Raw genomic sequence first — 15191 nt, 5'->3', positions numbered from 1 at the left:
GTCAACCGGTGGCGTCTCGACTGAGCCCGATCTATCAGTCCTCGAGCGTCTCGGCGTACTCGAAATCGACCGAACGTGCTGTCGGTCGCTCACCGTCGAGGGGGATCTGCCAATCGTCGATCAGGCTCGGCTCCGCAATGGCGTTCGTCAGCGTCGTTCTGACCTCGAGGACATCGACCCCGTAATAATCTCGCGGAACGCCGTGGAGGTACTGGAGCGCCGTCTCGAAGAGGCTCCGCAGGCCGTCGTCGTTCCCGAAATCGATGCGTTTGTACGCGCCAGCCGCGACTTGCACCATTCCGTGTGCGAAGGCGCTTTCGGTGGTCCCGTGCCCGTAGTTGTACCACTCCGCCTCGAAACAGTCGTGGGATTCGTGAAACGCCCCGGCGTTGTAGAGCCGGACGCCGTGAACCACCGCTTTCCGAAGCGTCGCGTGCTCCCAGCGGTCGACGTCCTCGAGCCAGCCTGTCGGTGAGCTGGTTCCCGGCGGTGGCGAGACGGATGGATCTCGCGTGTGCTCGTCCATGGTCGATGTTGGCCGACCAGGCGGGTAACTCCGTCGGCGACCGATAGTGAGTCTGCCAGCCACGTCCTTCTTCTCCCTCCCACCCGTAGCCGACACCGATGAGACACCCCCTCTGGCGATGCCAGCACTGTGGGGAACGGCTCTACGAGCACGTCGACGGCGGCTACCAGTGTCTCAACTGCGGACGACGGATCGCCGCCGATCTCGAGGACGCGGCCTGAAGCTGCGAGCCCAACCGTATAGCGTGTCCCCTCCAAACGGTGGGGTATGGAGACACGATGGGCGACCGTCGACGGTGTGCACGTTCAATTGCCGGACGACTGTACCGTCGACGAGCTGCGAACGGCCCTGTACAAGCCATCCGATGCCGTCCTGATCGCGGTCACGGGCGACCTCGTGTCGGTCGTCCACGACGAGGAGCAACCGCTTACCGAGCTGGTCGCTGGCTGTGCGGACACGTACTACTTCAGACGACCCGACGAACCCGATCGAAACGACGTGCTGGCGGCACCCGAGATCGAGTCGGCACTCGAGGAGCCGACGACCGACGAGACGACCTTTCAGCGACCGGGGATCGATCACTGACACGCCGAGAGCGGAACGCCGTTTTTCTCGTCGTAATCCCTCCGACTGGCGGCTCGTATCCGATCGATCGACAGCTGCACGAGCTGCTGTCTACTGAGGGAGTAGCGGCAATCACTCGCGCTCACCGGTACCCGTTCTGGAAACGTAGTAACTTGATCTAGTTACAGTAGACGAGCCGCCAGTGCAAAAACAGACAGATGTACGGACGAAGTTGGTTCTCATACTAAATTGATGTAACGGGATATGGTTTCCCATCGACCCAAAAATATATCTGTCCGGCATCAGACGTGGTATCTATGCCGATACAACGACGGGCGTTTATCGCGGCGATGGGGAGTGGCGCAGCGGCTGGGCTCGCTGGCTGTCTGGGCGATGACAGCGATAGCGACGGTGACGGCCCCGAAATCAGCGGCGAAACGCTGACGCTCACGACGACGACGAGCACCGAAGACACTGGGCTGCTCAACGAACTCAACGCCCCCTTCGAAGACCGGTACGGCGTCACCGTCGACGCTGTCGCACAGGGGACCGGTGCCGCCCTCAAGACTGCACGCGATGGTGACTCCGACGTCGTGATGGTCCACGCCCGATCGCTCGAGGACGAGTTCATCGAGGACAGCTACGGCGTCAATCGGCGCGACCTCATGTTCAACGACTTCGTTATCGTCGGCAGCCCGGACGATCCGGCATCGATCGCGGGCAGCGAGGACGTGAATGAGGCACTGAATGCCATCGCGGAATCGGAATCGACGTTCATCTCTCGCGGCGACAACTCGGGGACGCACACGAAAGAACAGGCACTCTGGGACGACGCGGGACGCGATTCCGACACACTCGGTGAGTGGTATACAGACATCGGCGGCGGGATGGGCGATGCGCTCAACCGAGCCAACGAACTCGGGGCCTACACGTTGTCCGACCGCGGGACGTACCTCTCGATGCAGGGGAATACCGACCTCGAGATTCACGTCCAGGGTCCCGTCGAAGGCGGTCCGGAGAGTCTGATGAACCCGTACGGTATCGTCGCCGTCAATCCGGCAGTTCACGACCACGTCAACTATGACCTCGCGATGGCGTACATCGGGTACATCACAGGACCTGACGGTCAGGATATCATCAAGAACTACACCGTCGATGGCGAACAGCTGTTCTTCCCGGAAGCGCTCTCGGAAGCCCCGAACTTCCAGCAGTACGTTCCCGAGGGCTGGGATGGAGGAGATCAGTGACGACTCCGAGCCGATAACATGCCGTTCGAATCCAGCATTCCGTTCCTGCTCGAGTTCCCCTTCGAGTGGACCTACATCCGGAGCATCATCCGCGTCTCGTTGTACGTGAGTCTCGTCGCCGTCTCGCTGAGCACGATCTGTAGCCTCCCCGTTGCACTCCTCGTCGGATTTGCGGAGTTTCGGGGCAAACGCCTGCTCACGTCGATTATCAACACTGGGATGGGCTTTCCGAGCGTCGTGGTCGGCCTTGTCGTGCTGTTCGCAGTGTCCAACCAGGGGCCACTCGGATCGCTCGATCTCGTATTCACGCCCGAAGCGATGATCATGTCACAGTTCATTCTCGCGTTTCCGGTCATCACCGGCGTCAGCCTCGCGGCAGTGAGTGGCGTCGAACAGACCGTCCGCGATGCAGCCTACGCGATGGGTGGGACGCGCCTCGACGTGGCGCTCGTCACGATCAAAGAGGCGCGCTACGGCATCGCAACGGCGGTGCTCGCTGGCTTCGGCCGAGCGATCAGCGAAGTCGGCTCCGTCCTCATCGTCGGCGGCAACATCGCCGGTTCGGACGGCACGTCGAAGACGCGAACGATTACGACTGCGATCCAACTCGAGGCCCGTCAGGGCCGATACAGGACGGCGATGATCCTCGGTGCGATCCTCGTCGTCCTCGTCTTGCTCGTCAACGCGATCGTGGTTCGACTGGGAAGCGACGACGGAGGCTACCGATGACGCTCAAACCGACTGACGTACGAGAACAGTCGATGGCGCTCGAGGCACTCGACGTCCATCACAGCTACGGCGACGAGCCCGTTCTCGAGGGACTCTCGCTGTCGGTGTCGGCCGGCGAAGTTGTTGCAATTATCGGCCCGTCGGGTGTCGGCAAATCGACGCTATTGCGACTGCTCGCACTCTTCGACGCCCCCGACCGTGGGACGATCGAACACGACGGCGTCGACGTCTGGGAAGCGTCCGAACAGCAGCGCCTTGAGTGTCGACGACGGATCGGCATGGTCTTTCAGGACGCGAGTCTCTTCGACGCGAGCGTGCGACGGAACGCCGAGTACGGATTACGGGTTCGCCAGTCGTGGCCCGACCGGCTTCGCCACGAACTCGCCAGTCTCGTCGGCCGAACGAACGGCACCGCCGACGCGATCGATGCCCTCGAGACCGTCGGCTTACGCGAGAAGGCCGACCAAGCCGCCTCGTCGCTCTCCGGCGGTGAGGCCCAGCGGGTCGCGTTCGCTCGCGCGCTCGCGTACGATCCCGACGTCCTCCTGCTCGACGAACCCACGTCGGACCTCGATCCGCGAAACACGGCCGTCATCGAAGACGCCGTGCTCGAGGCACGGAATCGGGGCATCGGCGTCGCCATCGCAACCCACGATATGCACCAGGCAGAACGCATCGCTGACCGCGTCGCCGTGTTGCTCGGCACCAACATCATCGAGGTCGGCCGCACCGAGACAGTGTTCGAGAATCCGTCCGACGACCGCGCCCGGAAATTTATCGAGGGAGAACTGATCTACTGAGTATGACGATCGAAAAGGAATACAGCACGGAACTCGCGGTCGACGATATCACGATCGAGCGGCGCGATATCGAAATGCTCGACGCGATCGACCGGTACGGATCGATGCACAAAGCCGCCGACCAACTCGGGCGCTCGTATGCGCGCCTGCAAAACAGAATCGTCGAGATCGAAGCGGCCGTCGGCCCGATTACGGAACGCAAACGAGGCGGCAGCGGCGGCGGTGGAACGGTCCTCACACAGACTGCCCGGGAGTTACGCCGGCAGTTCGACCGCCACGAGGCCGAACTCGATGGCGTGGCTCGAGTCACGGAATCGGTCTTTCCGGGCACCGTGCAGGATCGAACGGGCGAACTCGCGACCGTCGAGACCGCAATCGGCACGATTCTGGCGCTCGTTCCCGACGATGCCCACGAGGTTCAGATTACGGTCCGTTCGGATGCGGTCGTCCTGACCGATCCGGACGAAACGCCTCGAGCGGACGACACCAGTCTCCGAAACCAGTTCACCGGCCCTGTGGTCGACCTCGAGTCCGGTGACGCGATCACCCGCGTCACGATCGAGCTCGGCGCGGACAGCGAGCTATCGGCACTCGTCACCGACACTAGCGCACGCCGGCTGGGACTCGAACTCGGCGATCCAATCACCGCCTCGTTCAAAGCGACGGCGGCACGGGCGATCCGGTTCGAGTCGGATCATCACGCGTAAACGACTGCCGAGTGAGAACGGTGCCGTGGCACTGGACGGTCGACTGGAGAACGAAATCCCGTGCTCTCGGTATGTCGATTCGCTTTCGAGAGTACAGCATCCTCTCTGAGGTTTGATAATGGGAAAATGCTCCGTCTGGGATTTGAACCCAGGTCATCGGCTCGAAAGGCCGAAATGATTGGCCGGACTACACCAACGGAGCGGGCTTCGAACGCATTAGTCGATTGCGGGGGGCTAGTAAAAAGCGTTCCGTTCTGCGGCCGTTGTGGCAGCTACTGACGCACACAGTGACCTATCACGGCGGATAGATATCACCGTCGACCAGTCGCTGTCCGGACCTGTGATGGGGTGACTCGAGTCCACGTTACTGCGAGTGCCGCCGCCATCTCAATCCTTTTGAACACGCACTACGACGAATGGCGCATGAAATACGTTCGCTTCCGCGACCCGGCTGGTGCCGTCCGCCGCGGCGAGTTCGAAAACGGACACGTCCACTTCGGAAACGAAAGCTACGCCCTCGAGTCCGACGAGATCGACGTGCTCGCGCCGTGTGAGCCGTCGAAGATCGTCTGTATCGGGCGCAACTACGCCGACCACGCCGACGAGATGGGCTCCGACGTGCCGGATCGGCCGCTGTTGTTCTTGAAGCCGCCGAACGCGGTCGCGAGCCACGGCGACACTGTCACCGCACCCGCCGGAAAAGAGCGCATCGACTACGAGGCCGAGCTGGGCGTCGTCATCGGCGAGCAGTGCCGCCACGTCCCCGTCTCCGACGCGATGGATGTTGTCGAGGGCTTTACTTGCGTCAACGACATCTCGAACCGCGACGACCAGGAACAGGAACAGAACTGGATTCGCGGGAAGGCGTTCGACGGCGCTGCCCCGATCGGCCCGCTCCTCGCGACGCCCGACGAAGTGCCGGATGACGCGTCGGTTCAGTCCCGCGTCAACGGCGAACTGAAACAGGACGGCTCGCGAGACCAGCTCATCTTCCCCATTCCGGAACTGATCTCCGAGATCACCGCGTACATGACCTTAGAGCCGGGCGACGTGATCGCGACCGGCACGCCGGAAGGCGTCGGCCCGCTGTCGGATGGCGACGAGGTCGAAATCGAAGTCGAGGGCGTCGGCACGCTCTCGCACTCGATTCGCCGACCGTAGGCAGCGCGCACAGACACACTGCGAGCCGAACCTTTTTCCAGCCGCTCGAGCGTACGGAGGGGTATGACCGTCCATTTCGGAGCGGTGACTGTCGATTGGCTCGGGTACGCGACCGTTCGCCTCGAGAGCGAGACCGGGGTCGTGATCTACATTGACCCCGGCCGGTACGGCGTGCTCGAGGGATACGACGCGCGCGACGGTGACCTCGTGTTGGTGTCTCACGACGACCACTACGATCCCGATGGCATTCGTCGGGTGGCCCACGAGGATGCGCTCGTCGTCGTCCACGAGTCGATCGACGCTGACGAGATCGATCGGGTCGACGAACAGCCCGAAGCGTTGCCCTACGAGGTCGAGCGCGTCCGCGCGGACGAGTCGTTCGTCCTCGGGCCGCTCGACCTGTTCACCACGCCCGCGTACAACGACCCCGAGGGGCCACACGTCGACGAACGCGGCGCTCCCTACCATCCCGAAGGACGGGGCTGTGGCTTCGCCGTCACCGTCGACGGCGTCTCGGTGTTCTGGCCCGGCGACACCGACGCCCTTCCGGTCCACGACGACCTGGATATCGACCTCTTGCTTCCGCCGATCGGCGGCGCGTTTACGATGGATCGCCACGAGGCTGCCGCACTCGCCGCGCGACTCCGCCCGCAGCTCGTGTTACCGATCCACTACGACACGTTCGAGGCGCTCGAGACGGACGCTGACGCGTTCGTCGTCGATGTCGCGAATCGAAGCGTCCCGGTGGTGCTCGACGAACAGTAGCGATCACCATCGCCGGCGACGAATCCGTGGACATAAGTCACGGATCGCCTAGTCACTCATACTTCCTATGCAGACTGTTGGCACGCATACACGATCTGGACGGACACGAGCGGGCACCTGCCCGCGACCTGCGGTCACGGATCTCCAATCCGGTGAGTCTCGTGGCGAGTAAGGCCGAAGACGGACTCGAGCCGTCTCAATCCGAGCTGACCTACCCCGCCCCCGGCTGGAAGGGGTTTTTCAAGAATCATTTCGGACCATCGATGCTCTGGGCGCTGATCAGCATCGGTGGGAGTCACATCGTCCTCGCGCCGACCCTCGGCGGGACGTTCGGGCTCGTCGCCATCTGGATGTTCGGGCTCATCTACGTCGCCAAGTACGGAGCCTGGGAACTGGGCATTCGATACAACTACGGCGTCGGGGCGAACCCAATCGAAGCCTACGGCGATCTCCCCGGGCCGAAAAACTGGGCGCTCTGGGTGACGATCCTCGTGTTTACCGTTATGTACACGTTCATCACGGCCAGCGTCGGGATGAGCACGGCAGCGTTCGTCGCCGCGTTGACTCCCGGCTGGCTCACTGCGGCGTGGGCGTACGTCCTCTTCGTCGGCGCTGCCGGCGTGCTCGTGATCACGTCGCGTTACTCCGTCCTCGAGAAGGCGTTGATCGGCTTTACCGTCGCTGTCGGCGTTCTCGTCTTGCTCGGAGCCCTCGTCGGCCCGCCGTCACCCGAACGGATCGCCGAGACGACGTTCGCGGTCCCCGATCTCACCGGCCCAGCGTTCATTGCGCTGTTTGCCGCGGCTGCCGGATTCGCACCGACCGGATTCAGTACAAGTATTCTCATCGGTAGTTGGAGTATGGCCAAAGGTGAAGGTGCCAGCGAACTGCGCCAGAAGGGACTCGATCCGAACGATCCAGCTAACCACGACTACATCCGCGCGTGGATCAAAACCGGCCGCCGTGACTTCAACGTCGGCTACGTGTTCAGTTTCGTACTGATCGCCGCGATGGTCGTCCTGGCGACGAACGTCCTCTATCCGAACCCGCCGACGGACGCCAACCTCGCCTTCGCGATCGGTAACATCCTGAGCGACTCCTTCGGCGAGTGGTCGTACTACGCCATGCTAATCGGCGCGTTCGCAGCCCTCTACTCGACCGTTATCACGCTCCTCGACGGGGCAGCCCGCGCAACCGGCGACATCCTCCCGATGGCACTCGAGGACGACAGCATCGACAGCGAGCGCATCCGAAAGCTGGTCGTCGCCGGCGTCGTCGGCGTCAGCAGCGCGATGGTGCTCGCGCTCGGGAACGTCCCCGTGACGCTGTTGCTCTACGTCGCCGCCGTCCTCGCCGTCACGGAGATCTTCTTCTACCCGGCTAACTGGTACGTCGTCGAGAAACACCTGCCCGAGCCGTTCCGTCCGTCTCGAGCCTGGCACGCCTACTACGTCGTCAGCCTCGTCTTCGTCCTCCTCTTCGGCGCGATGGGAGCTGCGCTTCGACTCGGCGTCATCGGATAACACGACTGCGAATTACCCGCTTTCTGTCGCCTCTCCGTCCGTACACAGCCGTCGCTTCTCGACTCGAGACGTGTCTCTGCGCTCAGTCAGTGCTGAAAACAGTTTGTAACGCGTTTTGCTGCTCGTGCTCGGCTCGGACCGCGGCTCGAGGTGCGTCTAGAGGACACCCATCTCGCTGAGACGCTCGGGGAGATACGTCTCCGTCACGAAATCAAGTCCCCGAGCTGCGAGCGACTGCTGTTCGGACTTCTTGCCGATCTCGAGTTGTAACTCGATCTGTTCTTCCCAGTAGTCGGTCTGGAAGCGTGGGTCCTCGAGTTCGCTCTCTAAGGCGTTGATGTCCGAGTCGCTGAGTGGGTCGGTCGGCAGGTCGTACTCGACGATGTCGGCGGGCTGGATGCCGATGAACTTCGCCTCGGGTGTGGCGAGATACTCCGAGAGGTGGGCGGATTTGATCGAGCCGTAGGCGACCGAGCCGTAGATGCGGTACGACCACGGGTCGCCGTCAGTGAAGACGGTAACCGGCAGGTCGAGTTCGTCGTGGAGCCGCCTGGTGATCCGGCGGGTCGCCCGTGCGGGCTGGCCCTTGAGGTGGACGATGAGGGCGTTGTACTCGTCGTCGAAGCCGTTCTCGACGAGTCGATCTCGCATCCCACCGGTCTCGACGGCGAGGATGAAGTCGGCATCGCAGTCGAGGAACTCGATCGTATCGGGGTTGTTCGGGATCTGGTAGCCGCCTTCGCCGACGTCTTTCTGACAGTGGATATCGCGTTCGCCGCGACGGGTCTGTTCGCGAAGGTGGAGCGGCCCCATGATCGTCGCCCCCGATTCCTCCGGGCGCATGTGGAAGTCCTCGCGGGTGACTCCCGAGACGATCTCTAAGTCTTCGATCAGACCGTTGGACTCGTCCTGATCCGAGAACTGCGCCTCGTTGTTATCCCAGCTTTCGGAGAGATAGTACAGCTCACGTAGGGTCGACGAGCGATCCTCCTCGAGTTGATTCGCGAGGAACTCGATCGTATAGACGGCTTTCAGCAACTTTCGTGCCCCGCGGACGGAGTTCGCCGACCGCGTCGACTCCCGGTCGCCGTACACCCAGACGTCTTTCTCTTCGTCGTACTCGATGTTGTTTTTCGTCCGCGTCGGGACGGACATGTGGGGGACTTCGCCCAGTTCGAACTGGTCGTAAAACTGTGCGGCGAGGTCGATCAACTGTTCTCGTGCCTGCTGGTCGTTGTCTGCGCTCATGGGTTCACCGTAAGGTCAGTTCGGTCGCTCCGGCCACTCGTTCGTCCGTTCATGCTGACACCGTGAGTTTCTCGCTTTCGACGCCTTTGACGTCCAGATCGAACGTCGCGTCGTCCGATACCACGTACTCGAGGGCCGCCTCGTCGTCGCTCGAGACGTCGACGTCCCACTTGACGAACCACTCGCCGTCCATCTCGACGACGGTGGCGTCTTCGGAGAGCTTCGTCGGCTCGGCTGTGACGATGTCGGTGATCTCGAGCGATTCGGCCGTCCCCGAGTTGTTTTCGACGGTGACCGAGACGGCCTGTCCGTCGCCGTTGGCTTCGACGCTGCGTTCGACGAGCACGTTGTTCATGATGCGAGCGATCGCGTCGTCGATGTTGGGTTCCTCGCGCCCGGTGACCTCGGCGACTTTCTCAGCCATTTCGGGGAGGATCTTGCCGAGGACGTTCTGTTTCTTGCGGCGCTGTTGCATCGAGCGGCGCTTGTTGAGGTAGCTCTTGAGGTCACGGGCGGCCTCGCGAACCGCGAGTTCGATCTCGTCTTCGATCGCCGGCACGTTCGCAATGGCGTCTTTGGATTCGCTCGTGAAGGGAACGTTCGTCGAGGCGACGTGGATCATGATTACGGCCGGGCCGTTCGGGAGGCCGGACCCGCCGGGCTGGTCGAGCCCGTAGTTGCGCCAGCCGATCGACTTGACCACGTCGGTCGTCGCACACGCGCCGCGCTGGTAGACCAGCGGGACGCGGTTTGCAAACCGCATGACGTCGGCACTGCCCTCGGCTGCGATTTCGCCGCCGTAGGCAATTCCAGCCTCGACGATGAACGGATCGCCGCCGTGGACCTCGGCGTCCCGCGTCGCGGAGGCGTAGAAGTCGGCGTCGAACTCCTTCTGGAGACCGGCCGTAATGAGTTCCTCGGAGATGGGCGACAGACACCGCGTCGGCGGGGCCATGATGTCGGTCGCGCGCATTCCATCGACGAGATTGCTGGTGGCGTCGCGGTCACTATTGAGTTCACGAACGAGCGGCGGGTCGTCGGGGACGGTCGCCATAATGTCCCAGACGGCGTCGGTGACGTTCTCGCGTGCTGTCTCTCCAAAAGAGACGTCGTCATACTCCTCGGTCAGTTCCGCGGCCCGATCGACGAACTCGCGCAGTTTCGACCGGGTGAGTCGATGACGAACGTTGTCGGCGTCGGATTCGTCCTCGAAGGTGGCCGCGAGTCGCTCGGCGAAGGCGTGGATGATCTCGTCGTCCTTGCGGGTACTCGTCGCCTCGTCAGCGAGGGTGTACAGATCGGCGACGAGTCGTGACGCTTTCGTCCCATCGGTTTCGTCGGCGTCGTCCGCCGCGTCGATCACGGCGAGCCAGACAGCCTCGACGGCGTTTTCTCGGACGGTGTCGCCGAACGTCGTCCCGTAATCCGCTTCGACGTCGGCAGCGGCCGCGTCGACGGCGGCGACGAGTTCGTAGTGGGCGATGCGGTCGTAGTCGGCGACCGCGTCGGCGATGGCATCGGCGAAGGCAGCCGTCGCATCTGCTCCCTTGTTCGCGGTCGCCGCCGACACCGCGGCACCGATGTCGATATCCTCGCCCGTCGCGGGTGGTCGCCAGCGCATCTCGCGCCCGTAGTAGCGATCGCGGAACTCGTCGATGATCGACTCGGCGGTCTTCTTGCCGACGCGGGTAAACTCCTCTTGGAGGAATCCGGAAATCGTCTGCGAATCCGTCGCCGACAGCATCTTCATCACGGTACCGAGTTCGACGCCGTGTGGATGTGGGCGAATCTCTTCGGTCTCTTCGGGTAGTTGGTCCGTCGCGCGTTCGAACTTGAAGTGATTCTTCGGTTCGCGCAACTCGAGGCGAGCGTGGGGGTTGACGACCGCCGTGTGTTTGATGTAGTCGTGAAGCTGCCCGCGGGCGCGCATGTTCGCCTCCATCTCGAGTTCGATGCGCGTGCCGTGGGGGCGGTCCCACGAGGTCGTCTCCTCGACGCTGATCTCGGGTTCGTTCGCGTCGGTGTCGACGATGAGTTCGAAGTACTGGGCCTCGCTTGCACCCTGGGTTCGGCTGGTAATCTTCGCGGGTTTCCCGCTCGTTAGCTGGGCATACAGGACGGCCGCAGAGATTCCGATCCCCTGCTGGCCGCGAGACTGTTCGCGGGCGTGAAATCGAGAGCCGTAAAGCAGTTTCCCGAAGACTTTCGGCAGGGATTCTTTGGTTAGTCCGGGGCCGTTGTCCTCGACGATGAGCCGGTAGTAGTCGCCGACCTCCTCGATTTCGACGTAGATATCGGGGGCAATACCCGATTCTTCGGCGGCGTCTAAGGCGTTGTCGACGGCTTCCTTGACGGCCGTGACGAGGCCTCGAGCGCCGCTGTCGAAGCCGAGCATATGCTTGTTCTTCTCGAAGAACTCGGCGATCGAGATCGCCTGCTGGTTTTCGGCCAGCTCCTCGGCGATCCCCGGCTCGTCACCGAGTGTCGACTGAAACGACGTCATTGTCCTCCCATACTAGCGGCGGGGCTAAAAGGTGTGTGTTACCGGAGTGAAAGTGAATTCCACGCTCGAATCCCCGTGCCCCTCGCACCAATGATGCCGTTCCCACCTCCAGCGACCCGGCTGATAGACGCACTGCCGGCCGACGTCGTCGAACGAGAGCCACCGAGCCGTCACTCGGCATCCGCTCGAAGCGGCGGCCAGTGCCACGCGTCGGCACGGACGATCCCGAGCAGTTTTCGGCGGCGCTCCGAGAGGTCCGTGACTGCATCGGCGAACGCCTCGTCGTCGACGGTTGGAATGTCGTCCTCACGAAGGCGGTCGAGCTCCGCCGACGGCGGCACTTCCTCGGCAGGGTCGATGAAGGCCGTCTCGAGCGTGTCGATGTAGCTATCGACACTCGAGCGAGCGTTTTCGACGAGTGTCGGATTCGGCTGTGCGTCGTCGGCGACGCCGTGGCGAAAGAGCGTCAGCGCGTCGTCGAAGATGGGGACGGCCATCGCCGAGGCTCGCGAGGGCTGTTCGCTGTGGTAATAGTGGAGGATCGGGTAGGCCTTGTGCTGATCCGCCAGCACCGACAGCTGCGCGGCGAGCGACTCGAGTTGGAGGTCGAGTCCGCGAAACTCCTCGTCGTCGTCCCAGCCCGTACGGACGAACGCCTCGCTGCGCTCACCCAGCCCGGTGACGTCGCTGGCGAACGAGCGCTTTTCCGACACCGCACTGAGGACGGTAAGGACGTACGAGACGCCCATAGTGACGAACGCCATCCCCGTCGCGGTCGTAAACGAACTGGCGATCTCCCAGGTGCCCGTCGTCGGGGTGTAGTCGCCGTTTCCGTTCGTGAACATCGTGTAGGCGACGTAGTAGAACCGACCGGTCCAGTCGGCTGGACGGCCAGTTTGCGTACTGATGAGCGCGATTTCACCGCCGGCGAAGAGCAACGTCCAGCCGAGCCACAGCAGTGCGATCCACATCGCAAGCGTCAGCGAGAGAATGAGTGGGCCGGCGATACTCAACGCCCTCGAGCGATCTCCGGCCGTCGCTCGGAGCCCGTGCCAGGTCCACGTGGTCAGCCGACCCGAGAGCGGCCCGGAGCCGCCGTCGACCCAGAGCGTCGTCCAGAGAATGTCGACGATGACTGCAACGAGTACGACGCTCCCGAGCACCAGATACAGCGGTTGCATTTCGTTCCGCTACGGGACCGGGGCCCGTCAACGACACCCCGGCACTGACACGGCTTTTTGAGTCGTCCATGTGCGGACCGCGACTGCGGTGATGCCGATATCGACTCCGCGCCTCACACTCCGAACGGGCGACCACGCCGAAAGGAGACGACACTCACGGTGACACGGTGCGCCTCGAGCATCGTCGCCGTGACAGTGCTACTCTCACTTTCCACTTCGATCTTGGCGCGATTGCGCGCTCGCGCGCGTACACGTGACTTTTATTAGGTGGGGACCACTACCCGAAAGCAGGTTTTACATGTCCCAGGAAAGCGAGTACGGCGCCGGACAGATTCAGGTCTTAGAAGGCCTGGAGGCTGTGCGAAAGCGACCGGCGATGTACATCGGCTCTACCGATTCTCGAGGCCTCCACCATCTCGTCTACGAAGTGGTGGACAACTCGATCGACGAGGCACTGGCAGGTCACTGTGACGATATCACCGTCTCCATACACGACGACGGGTCGGTGAGCGTCGCAGACGACGGCCGTGGCATCCCCGTCGATACACACGACGAGTACGACCGCCCGGCCCTTGAGGTAATTCTTACTGTTCTCCACGCGGGTGGGAAGTTCGACAACAAGTCCTACCAGGTCTCCGGCGGCCTCCACGGCGTCGGCGTCTCGGTTGTCAACGCCCTCTCGAACCGACTCGAGGTCGAGGTCAAACGCGACGGCGGCGTCTTCGAACACGCCTTCGAAGCGGGCGAACCCGTCGATGATATGGAGCGGGTTCGCGATATGGACCCGGACGAAGGGACGGGCACGACGATCCGATTCTGGCCCGACACCGGCATCTTCGAGACCGGTGACTTCACCTTCTCGACGCTCTCGAATCGCCTTCGCGAACTGGCCTTCCTCAACTCCGGCGTTCGAATCACGCTGCGTGACGAACGCGCCGAGGACGGCCCGACGGAGGAAACCTACGAGTACGAGGGCGGTATCCGTGAGTTCGTCGAGTATCTAAACGAAACGCGCTCGGCGATGCACGAGGACGTCATCTACTTCGAGGACGCCGATCAGAACATCGAAGTCGAGGTCGCGATGCAGGCCACCGAGGAGTTGCAGGGATCGATCCACGCCTTCGCGAACAACATCAACACGCGCGAAGGTGGCAGCCACCTCACCGGCTTCAAAACCGCGCTCACGCGGACGGTCAACGACTACGCCGGCGAGAACGATCTGCTGGGCGACCTCGACGAGAACCTCAAAGGCGAGGACATCCGCGAGGGACTCACTGCAGTCATCTCGATCAAACACCCCGACCCGCAGTTCGAAGGCCAGACGAAGACGAAACTCGGTAACTCCGAAGTCCGAGGCATTGTCGAGAGCGCGATGCACGAGGGGCTTGGCACCTACTTCGAGGAACACCCCGACACCGCAGAAGCGATCATCACCAAGGCCGTCGAGGCTGCCAAAGCACGCAAGGCCGCCCAGAAGGCCGAAGAACTGACACGCCGCAAGTCCGCCCTCGAGTCGACCTCGCTGCCCGGCAAACTCGCGGACTGTCAGACCAAAGATCCCGACGAAGCCGAACTGTTCATCGCGGAGGGTGACTCCGCCGGCGGCAGCGCCAAACAGGCCCGTAACCCCGAGTTCCAGGCTGTCCTTCCGATCAAGGGGAAGATCCTGAACGTCGAGAAACACCGTCTCGATCGCATTCTCGAGAACGACGAAATTCGGAACATGATCACGGCGATCGGCGCTGGGATCGGCGACGAGTTCGACGTCGAGGACGTCCGCTACAAGAAGATCATCATGGCGACGGACGCCGACGTCGACGGCGCACACATCCGGACGCTGCTGTTGACGTTCTTCTACCGACACATGCGCCCGTTGCTCGAGGGTGGCTACGTCTACGCGACCCAGCCACCGCTGTATCGAATCCGCTACCGAGGCGAGACCTACGACGCGATGACCGACGCCGAACGCGACGAGATCGTCGAGGAGAAATGCGACGGCAATCCGACGCAGGTCCAGCGCTTCAAGGGACTCGGCGAGATGAACCCCGAGCAGCTCTGGGAGACGACGATGAACCCTGACAACCGCATCCTCAAACAGATCACGATCGAGGACGCGGCCGCGGCAGACAAGATGTTCTCCGTCCTGATGGGTGACGCCGTCGAGCCACGCAAGCAGTTCATCAAGGAACACGCGCCGGAAGCCGAGTGGATCGACATCTAACTGTGGTGAGGTAATA

General features: G+C 62.6%; 14 protein-coding genes and 1 tRNA gene. 10 read left to right on the top strand and 5 right to left on the bottom strand.

The genetic code is table 11. The features are described 5' to 3' along the window. Positions 1-34: 34 nt before the first annotated feature. The gene (locus tag GCU68_RS16315; protein ID WP_152943391.1) at positions 35-526 is read right to left on the bottom strand and encodes a DUF309 domain-containing protein; all 492 of its coding nucleotides are present in this window, start codon (positions 524-526) and stop codon (positions 35-37) included. A gap of 98 nt (positions 527-624) precedes the next feature. On the opposite strand from GCU68_RS16315, the gene GCU68_RS21995 reads away from it, so the two are divergent. The 6 genes from GCU68_RS21995 to GCU68_RS16290 all read left to right on the top strand — a co-directional run bounded on the left by GCU68_RS21995 (position 625) and on the right by GCU68_RS16290 (position 4573). After that, complete coding sequence (locus GCU68_RS21995) at positions 625-747, top strand: hypothetical protein (protein WP_264373466.1); 123 nt, start codon at positions 625-627, stop codon at positions 745-747. Positions 748-793: 46 nt separating this feature from the next. After that, on the top strand, positions 794-1111 hold the full coding sequence (locus GCU68_RS16310) for a hypothetical protein (RefSeq protein ID WP_152943389.1): 318 nt from the start codon (positions 794-796) through the stop codon (positions 1109-1111). A 296-nt stretch (positions 1112-1407) separates the two neighbouring features. Then, on the top strand, positions 1408-2337 hold the full coding sequence (locus tag GCU68_RS16305) for a substrate-binding domain-containing protein (RefSeq protein WP_152943388.1): 930 nt from the start codon (positions 1408-1410) through the stop codon (positions 2335-2337). Positions 2338-2355: 18 nt separating this feature from the next. Next, on the top strand, positions 2356-3066 hold the full coding sequence (locus tag GCU68_RS16300; RefSeq protein WP_152943386.1) for an ABC transporter permease: 711 nt from the start codon (positions 2356-2358) through the stop codon (positions 3064-3066). Between the two features lie 32 nt (positions 3067-3098). Continuing rightward, positions 3099-3866 (top strand): amino acid ABC transporter ATP-binding protein, encoded by a 768-nt coding sequence (locus GCU68_RS16295; protein WP_152943755.1) that lies wholly within the window; start codon positions 3099-3101, stop codon positions 3864-3866. Positions 3867-3868: 2 nt separating this feature from the next. Further along, positions 3869-4573: a TOBE domain-containing protein gene (locus GCU68_RS16290; protein WP_152943384.1), complete on the top strand. Its 705-nt coding sequence runs from the start codon at positions 3869-3871 to the stop codon at positions 4571-4573. 127 nt (positions 4574-4700) lie between these two features. Here the strand turns inward: GCU68_RS16290 and GCU68_RS16285 are convergent. Continuing rightward, a tRNA-Glu gene (locus tag GCU68_RS16285) sits at positions 4701-4775 on the bottom strand. Positions 4776-4996: 221 nt separating this feature from the next. Between GCU68_RS16285 and GCU68_RS16280 the strand changes: the two genes are divergently transcribed. The 3 genes from GCU68_RS16280 to GCU68_RS16270 all read left to right on the top strand — a co-directional run bounded on the left by GCU68_RS16280 (position 4997) and on the right by GCU68_RS16270 (position 8022). Then, positions 4997-5734 (top strand): fumarylacetoacetate hydrolase family protein, encoded by a 738-nt coding sequence (locus GCU68_RS16280; RefSeq protein WP_152943383.1) that lies wholly within the window; start codon positions 4997-4999, stop codon positions 5732-5734. A gap of 63 nt (positions 5735-5797) precedes the next feature. Beyond that, entirely contained in the window at positions 5798-6499 is a 702-nt protein-coding gene (locus tag GCU68_RS16275; RefSeq protein WP_152943381.1) for an MBL fold metallo-hydrolase, read from the top strand. Between the two features lie 152 nt (positions 6500-6651). Beyond that, a complete protein-coding gene (locus GCU68_RS16270; RefSeq protein ID WP_394352488.1) occupies positions 6652-8022 on the top strand; it encodes an Nramp family divalent metal transporter in 1371 nt (456 codons plus the stop codon). 156 nt (positions 8023-8178) lie between these two features. Here the strand turns inward: GCU68_RS16270 and GCU68_RS16265 are convergent, their stop codons facing one another. From GCU68_RS16265 to GCU68_RS16255, 3 genes are all read right to left on the bottom strand, one after another. After that, positions 8179-9270, bottom strand: coding sequence for a DNA topoisomerase IV subunit A (locus tag GCU68_RS16265; protein ID WP_152943379.1), 1092 nt, complete (start codon positions 9268-9270; stop codon positions 8179-8181). A 49-nt stretch (positions 9271-9319) separates the two neighbouring features. Beyond that, on the bottom strand, positions 9320-11773 hold the full coding sequence (locus tag GCU68_RS16260; protein ID WP_152943377.1) for a DNA topoisomerase VI subunit B: 2454 nt from the start codon (positions 11771-11773) through the stop codon (positions 9320-9322). Between the two features lie 170 nt (positions 11774-11943). Continuing rightward, positions 11944-12954: a potassium channel family protein gene (locus GCU68_RS16255; protein ID WP_152943375.1), complete on the bottom strand. Its 1011-nt coding sequence runs from the start codon at positions 12952-12954 to the stop codon at positions 11944-11946. A 298-nt stretch (positions 12955-13252) separates the two neighbouring features. On the opposite strand from GCU68_RS16255, the gene gyrB reads away from it, so the two are divergent. Then, entirely contained in the window at positions 13253-15175 is a 1923-nt protein-coding gene (gene gyrB / locus GCU68_RS16250; protein WP_152943373.1) for a DNA topoisomerase (ATP-hydrolyzing) subunit B, read from the top strand. Positions 15176-15191 lie beyond the last annotated feature (16 nt).

Source organism: Natronorubrum aibiense, assembly GCF_009392895.1.
Taxonomy (GTDB): domain Archaea; phylum Halobacteriota; class Halobacteria; order Halobacteriales; family Natrialbaceae; genus Natronorubrum; species Natronorubrum aibiense.
The sequence above is the reverse complement of the archived record's forward strand: the minus strand, read 5'-3'. Positions and strand labels throughout refer to the sequence as shown.

Bases quoted from the DNA above. Each gene is read 5' to 3' on its own strand.
- GCU68_RS16260 (WP_152943377.1), bottom strand. From the start codon at position 11,773: ATGACGTCGTTTCAGTCGACACTCGGTGACGAGCCGGGGATCGCCGAG.
- gyrB (WP_152943373.1), top strand. From the start codon at position 13,253: ATGTCCCAGGAAAGCGAGTACGGCGCCGGACAGATTCAGGTCTTAGAA.
- GCU68_RS16315 (WP_152943391.1), bottom strand. From the start codon at position 526: ATGGACGAGCACACGCGAGATCCATCCGTCTCGCCACCGCCGGGAACC.
- GCU68_RS16310 (WP_152943389.1), top strand. From the start codon at position 794: ATGGAGACACGATGGGCGACCGTCGACGGTGTGCACGTTCAATTGCCG.
- GCU68_RS16300 (WP_152943386.1), top strand. From the start codon at position 2,356: ATGCCGTTCGAATCCAGCATTCCGTTCCTGCTCGAGTTCCCCTTCGAG.
- GCU68_RS21995 (WP_264373466.1), top strand. From the start codon at position 625: ATGAGACACCCCCTCTGGCGATGCCAGCACTGTGGGGAACGGCTCTAC.
- GCU68_RS16280 (WP_152943383.1), top strand. From the start codon at position 4,997: ATGAAATACGTTCGCTTCCGCGACCCGGCTGGTGCCGTCCGCCGCGGC.
- GCU68_RS16265 (WP_152943379.1), bottom strand. From the start codon at position 9,270: ATGAGCGCAGACAACGACCAGCAGGCACGAGAACAGTTGATCGACCTC.
- GCU68_RS16290 (WP_152943384.1), top strand. From the start codon at position 3,869: ATGACGATCGAAAAGGAATACAGCACGGAACTCGCGGTCGACGATATC.
- GCU68_RS16255 (WP_152943375.1), bottom strand. From the start codon at position 12,954: ATGCAACCGCTGTATCTGGTGCTCGGGAGCGTCGTACTCGTTGCAGTC.
- GCU68_RS16295 (WP_152943755.1), top strand. From the start codon at position 3,099: ATGGCGCTCGAGGCACTCGACGTCCATCACAGCTACGGCGACGAGCCC.
- GCU68_RS16275 (WP_152943381.1), top strand. From the start codon at position 5,798: ATGACCGTCCATTTCGGAGCGGTGACTGTCGATTGGCTCGGGTACGCG.
- GCU68_RS16305 (WP_152943388.1), top strand. From the start codon at position 1,408: ATGCCGATACAACGACGGGCGTTTATCGCGGCGATGGGGAGTGGCGCA.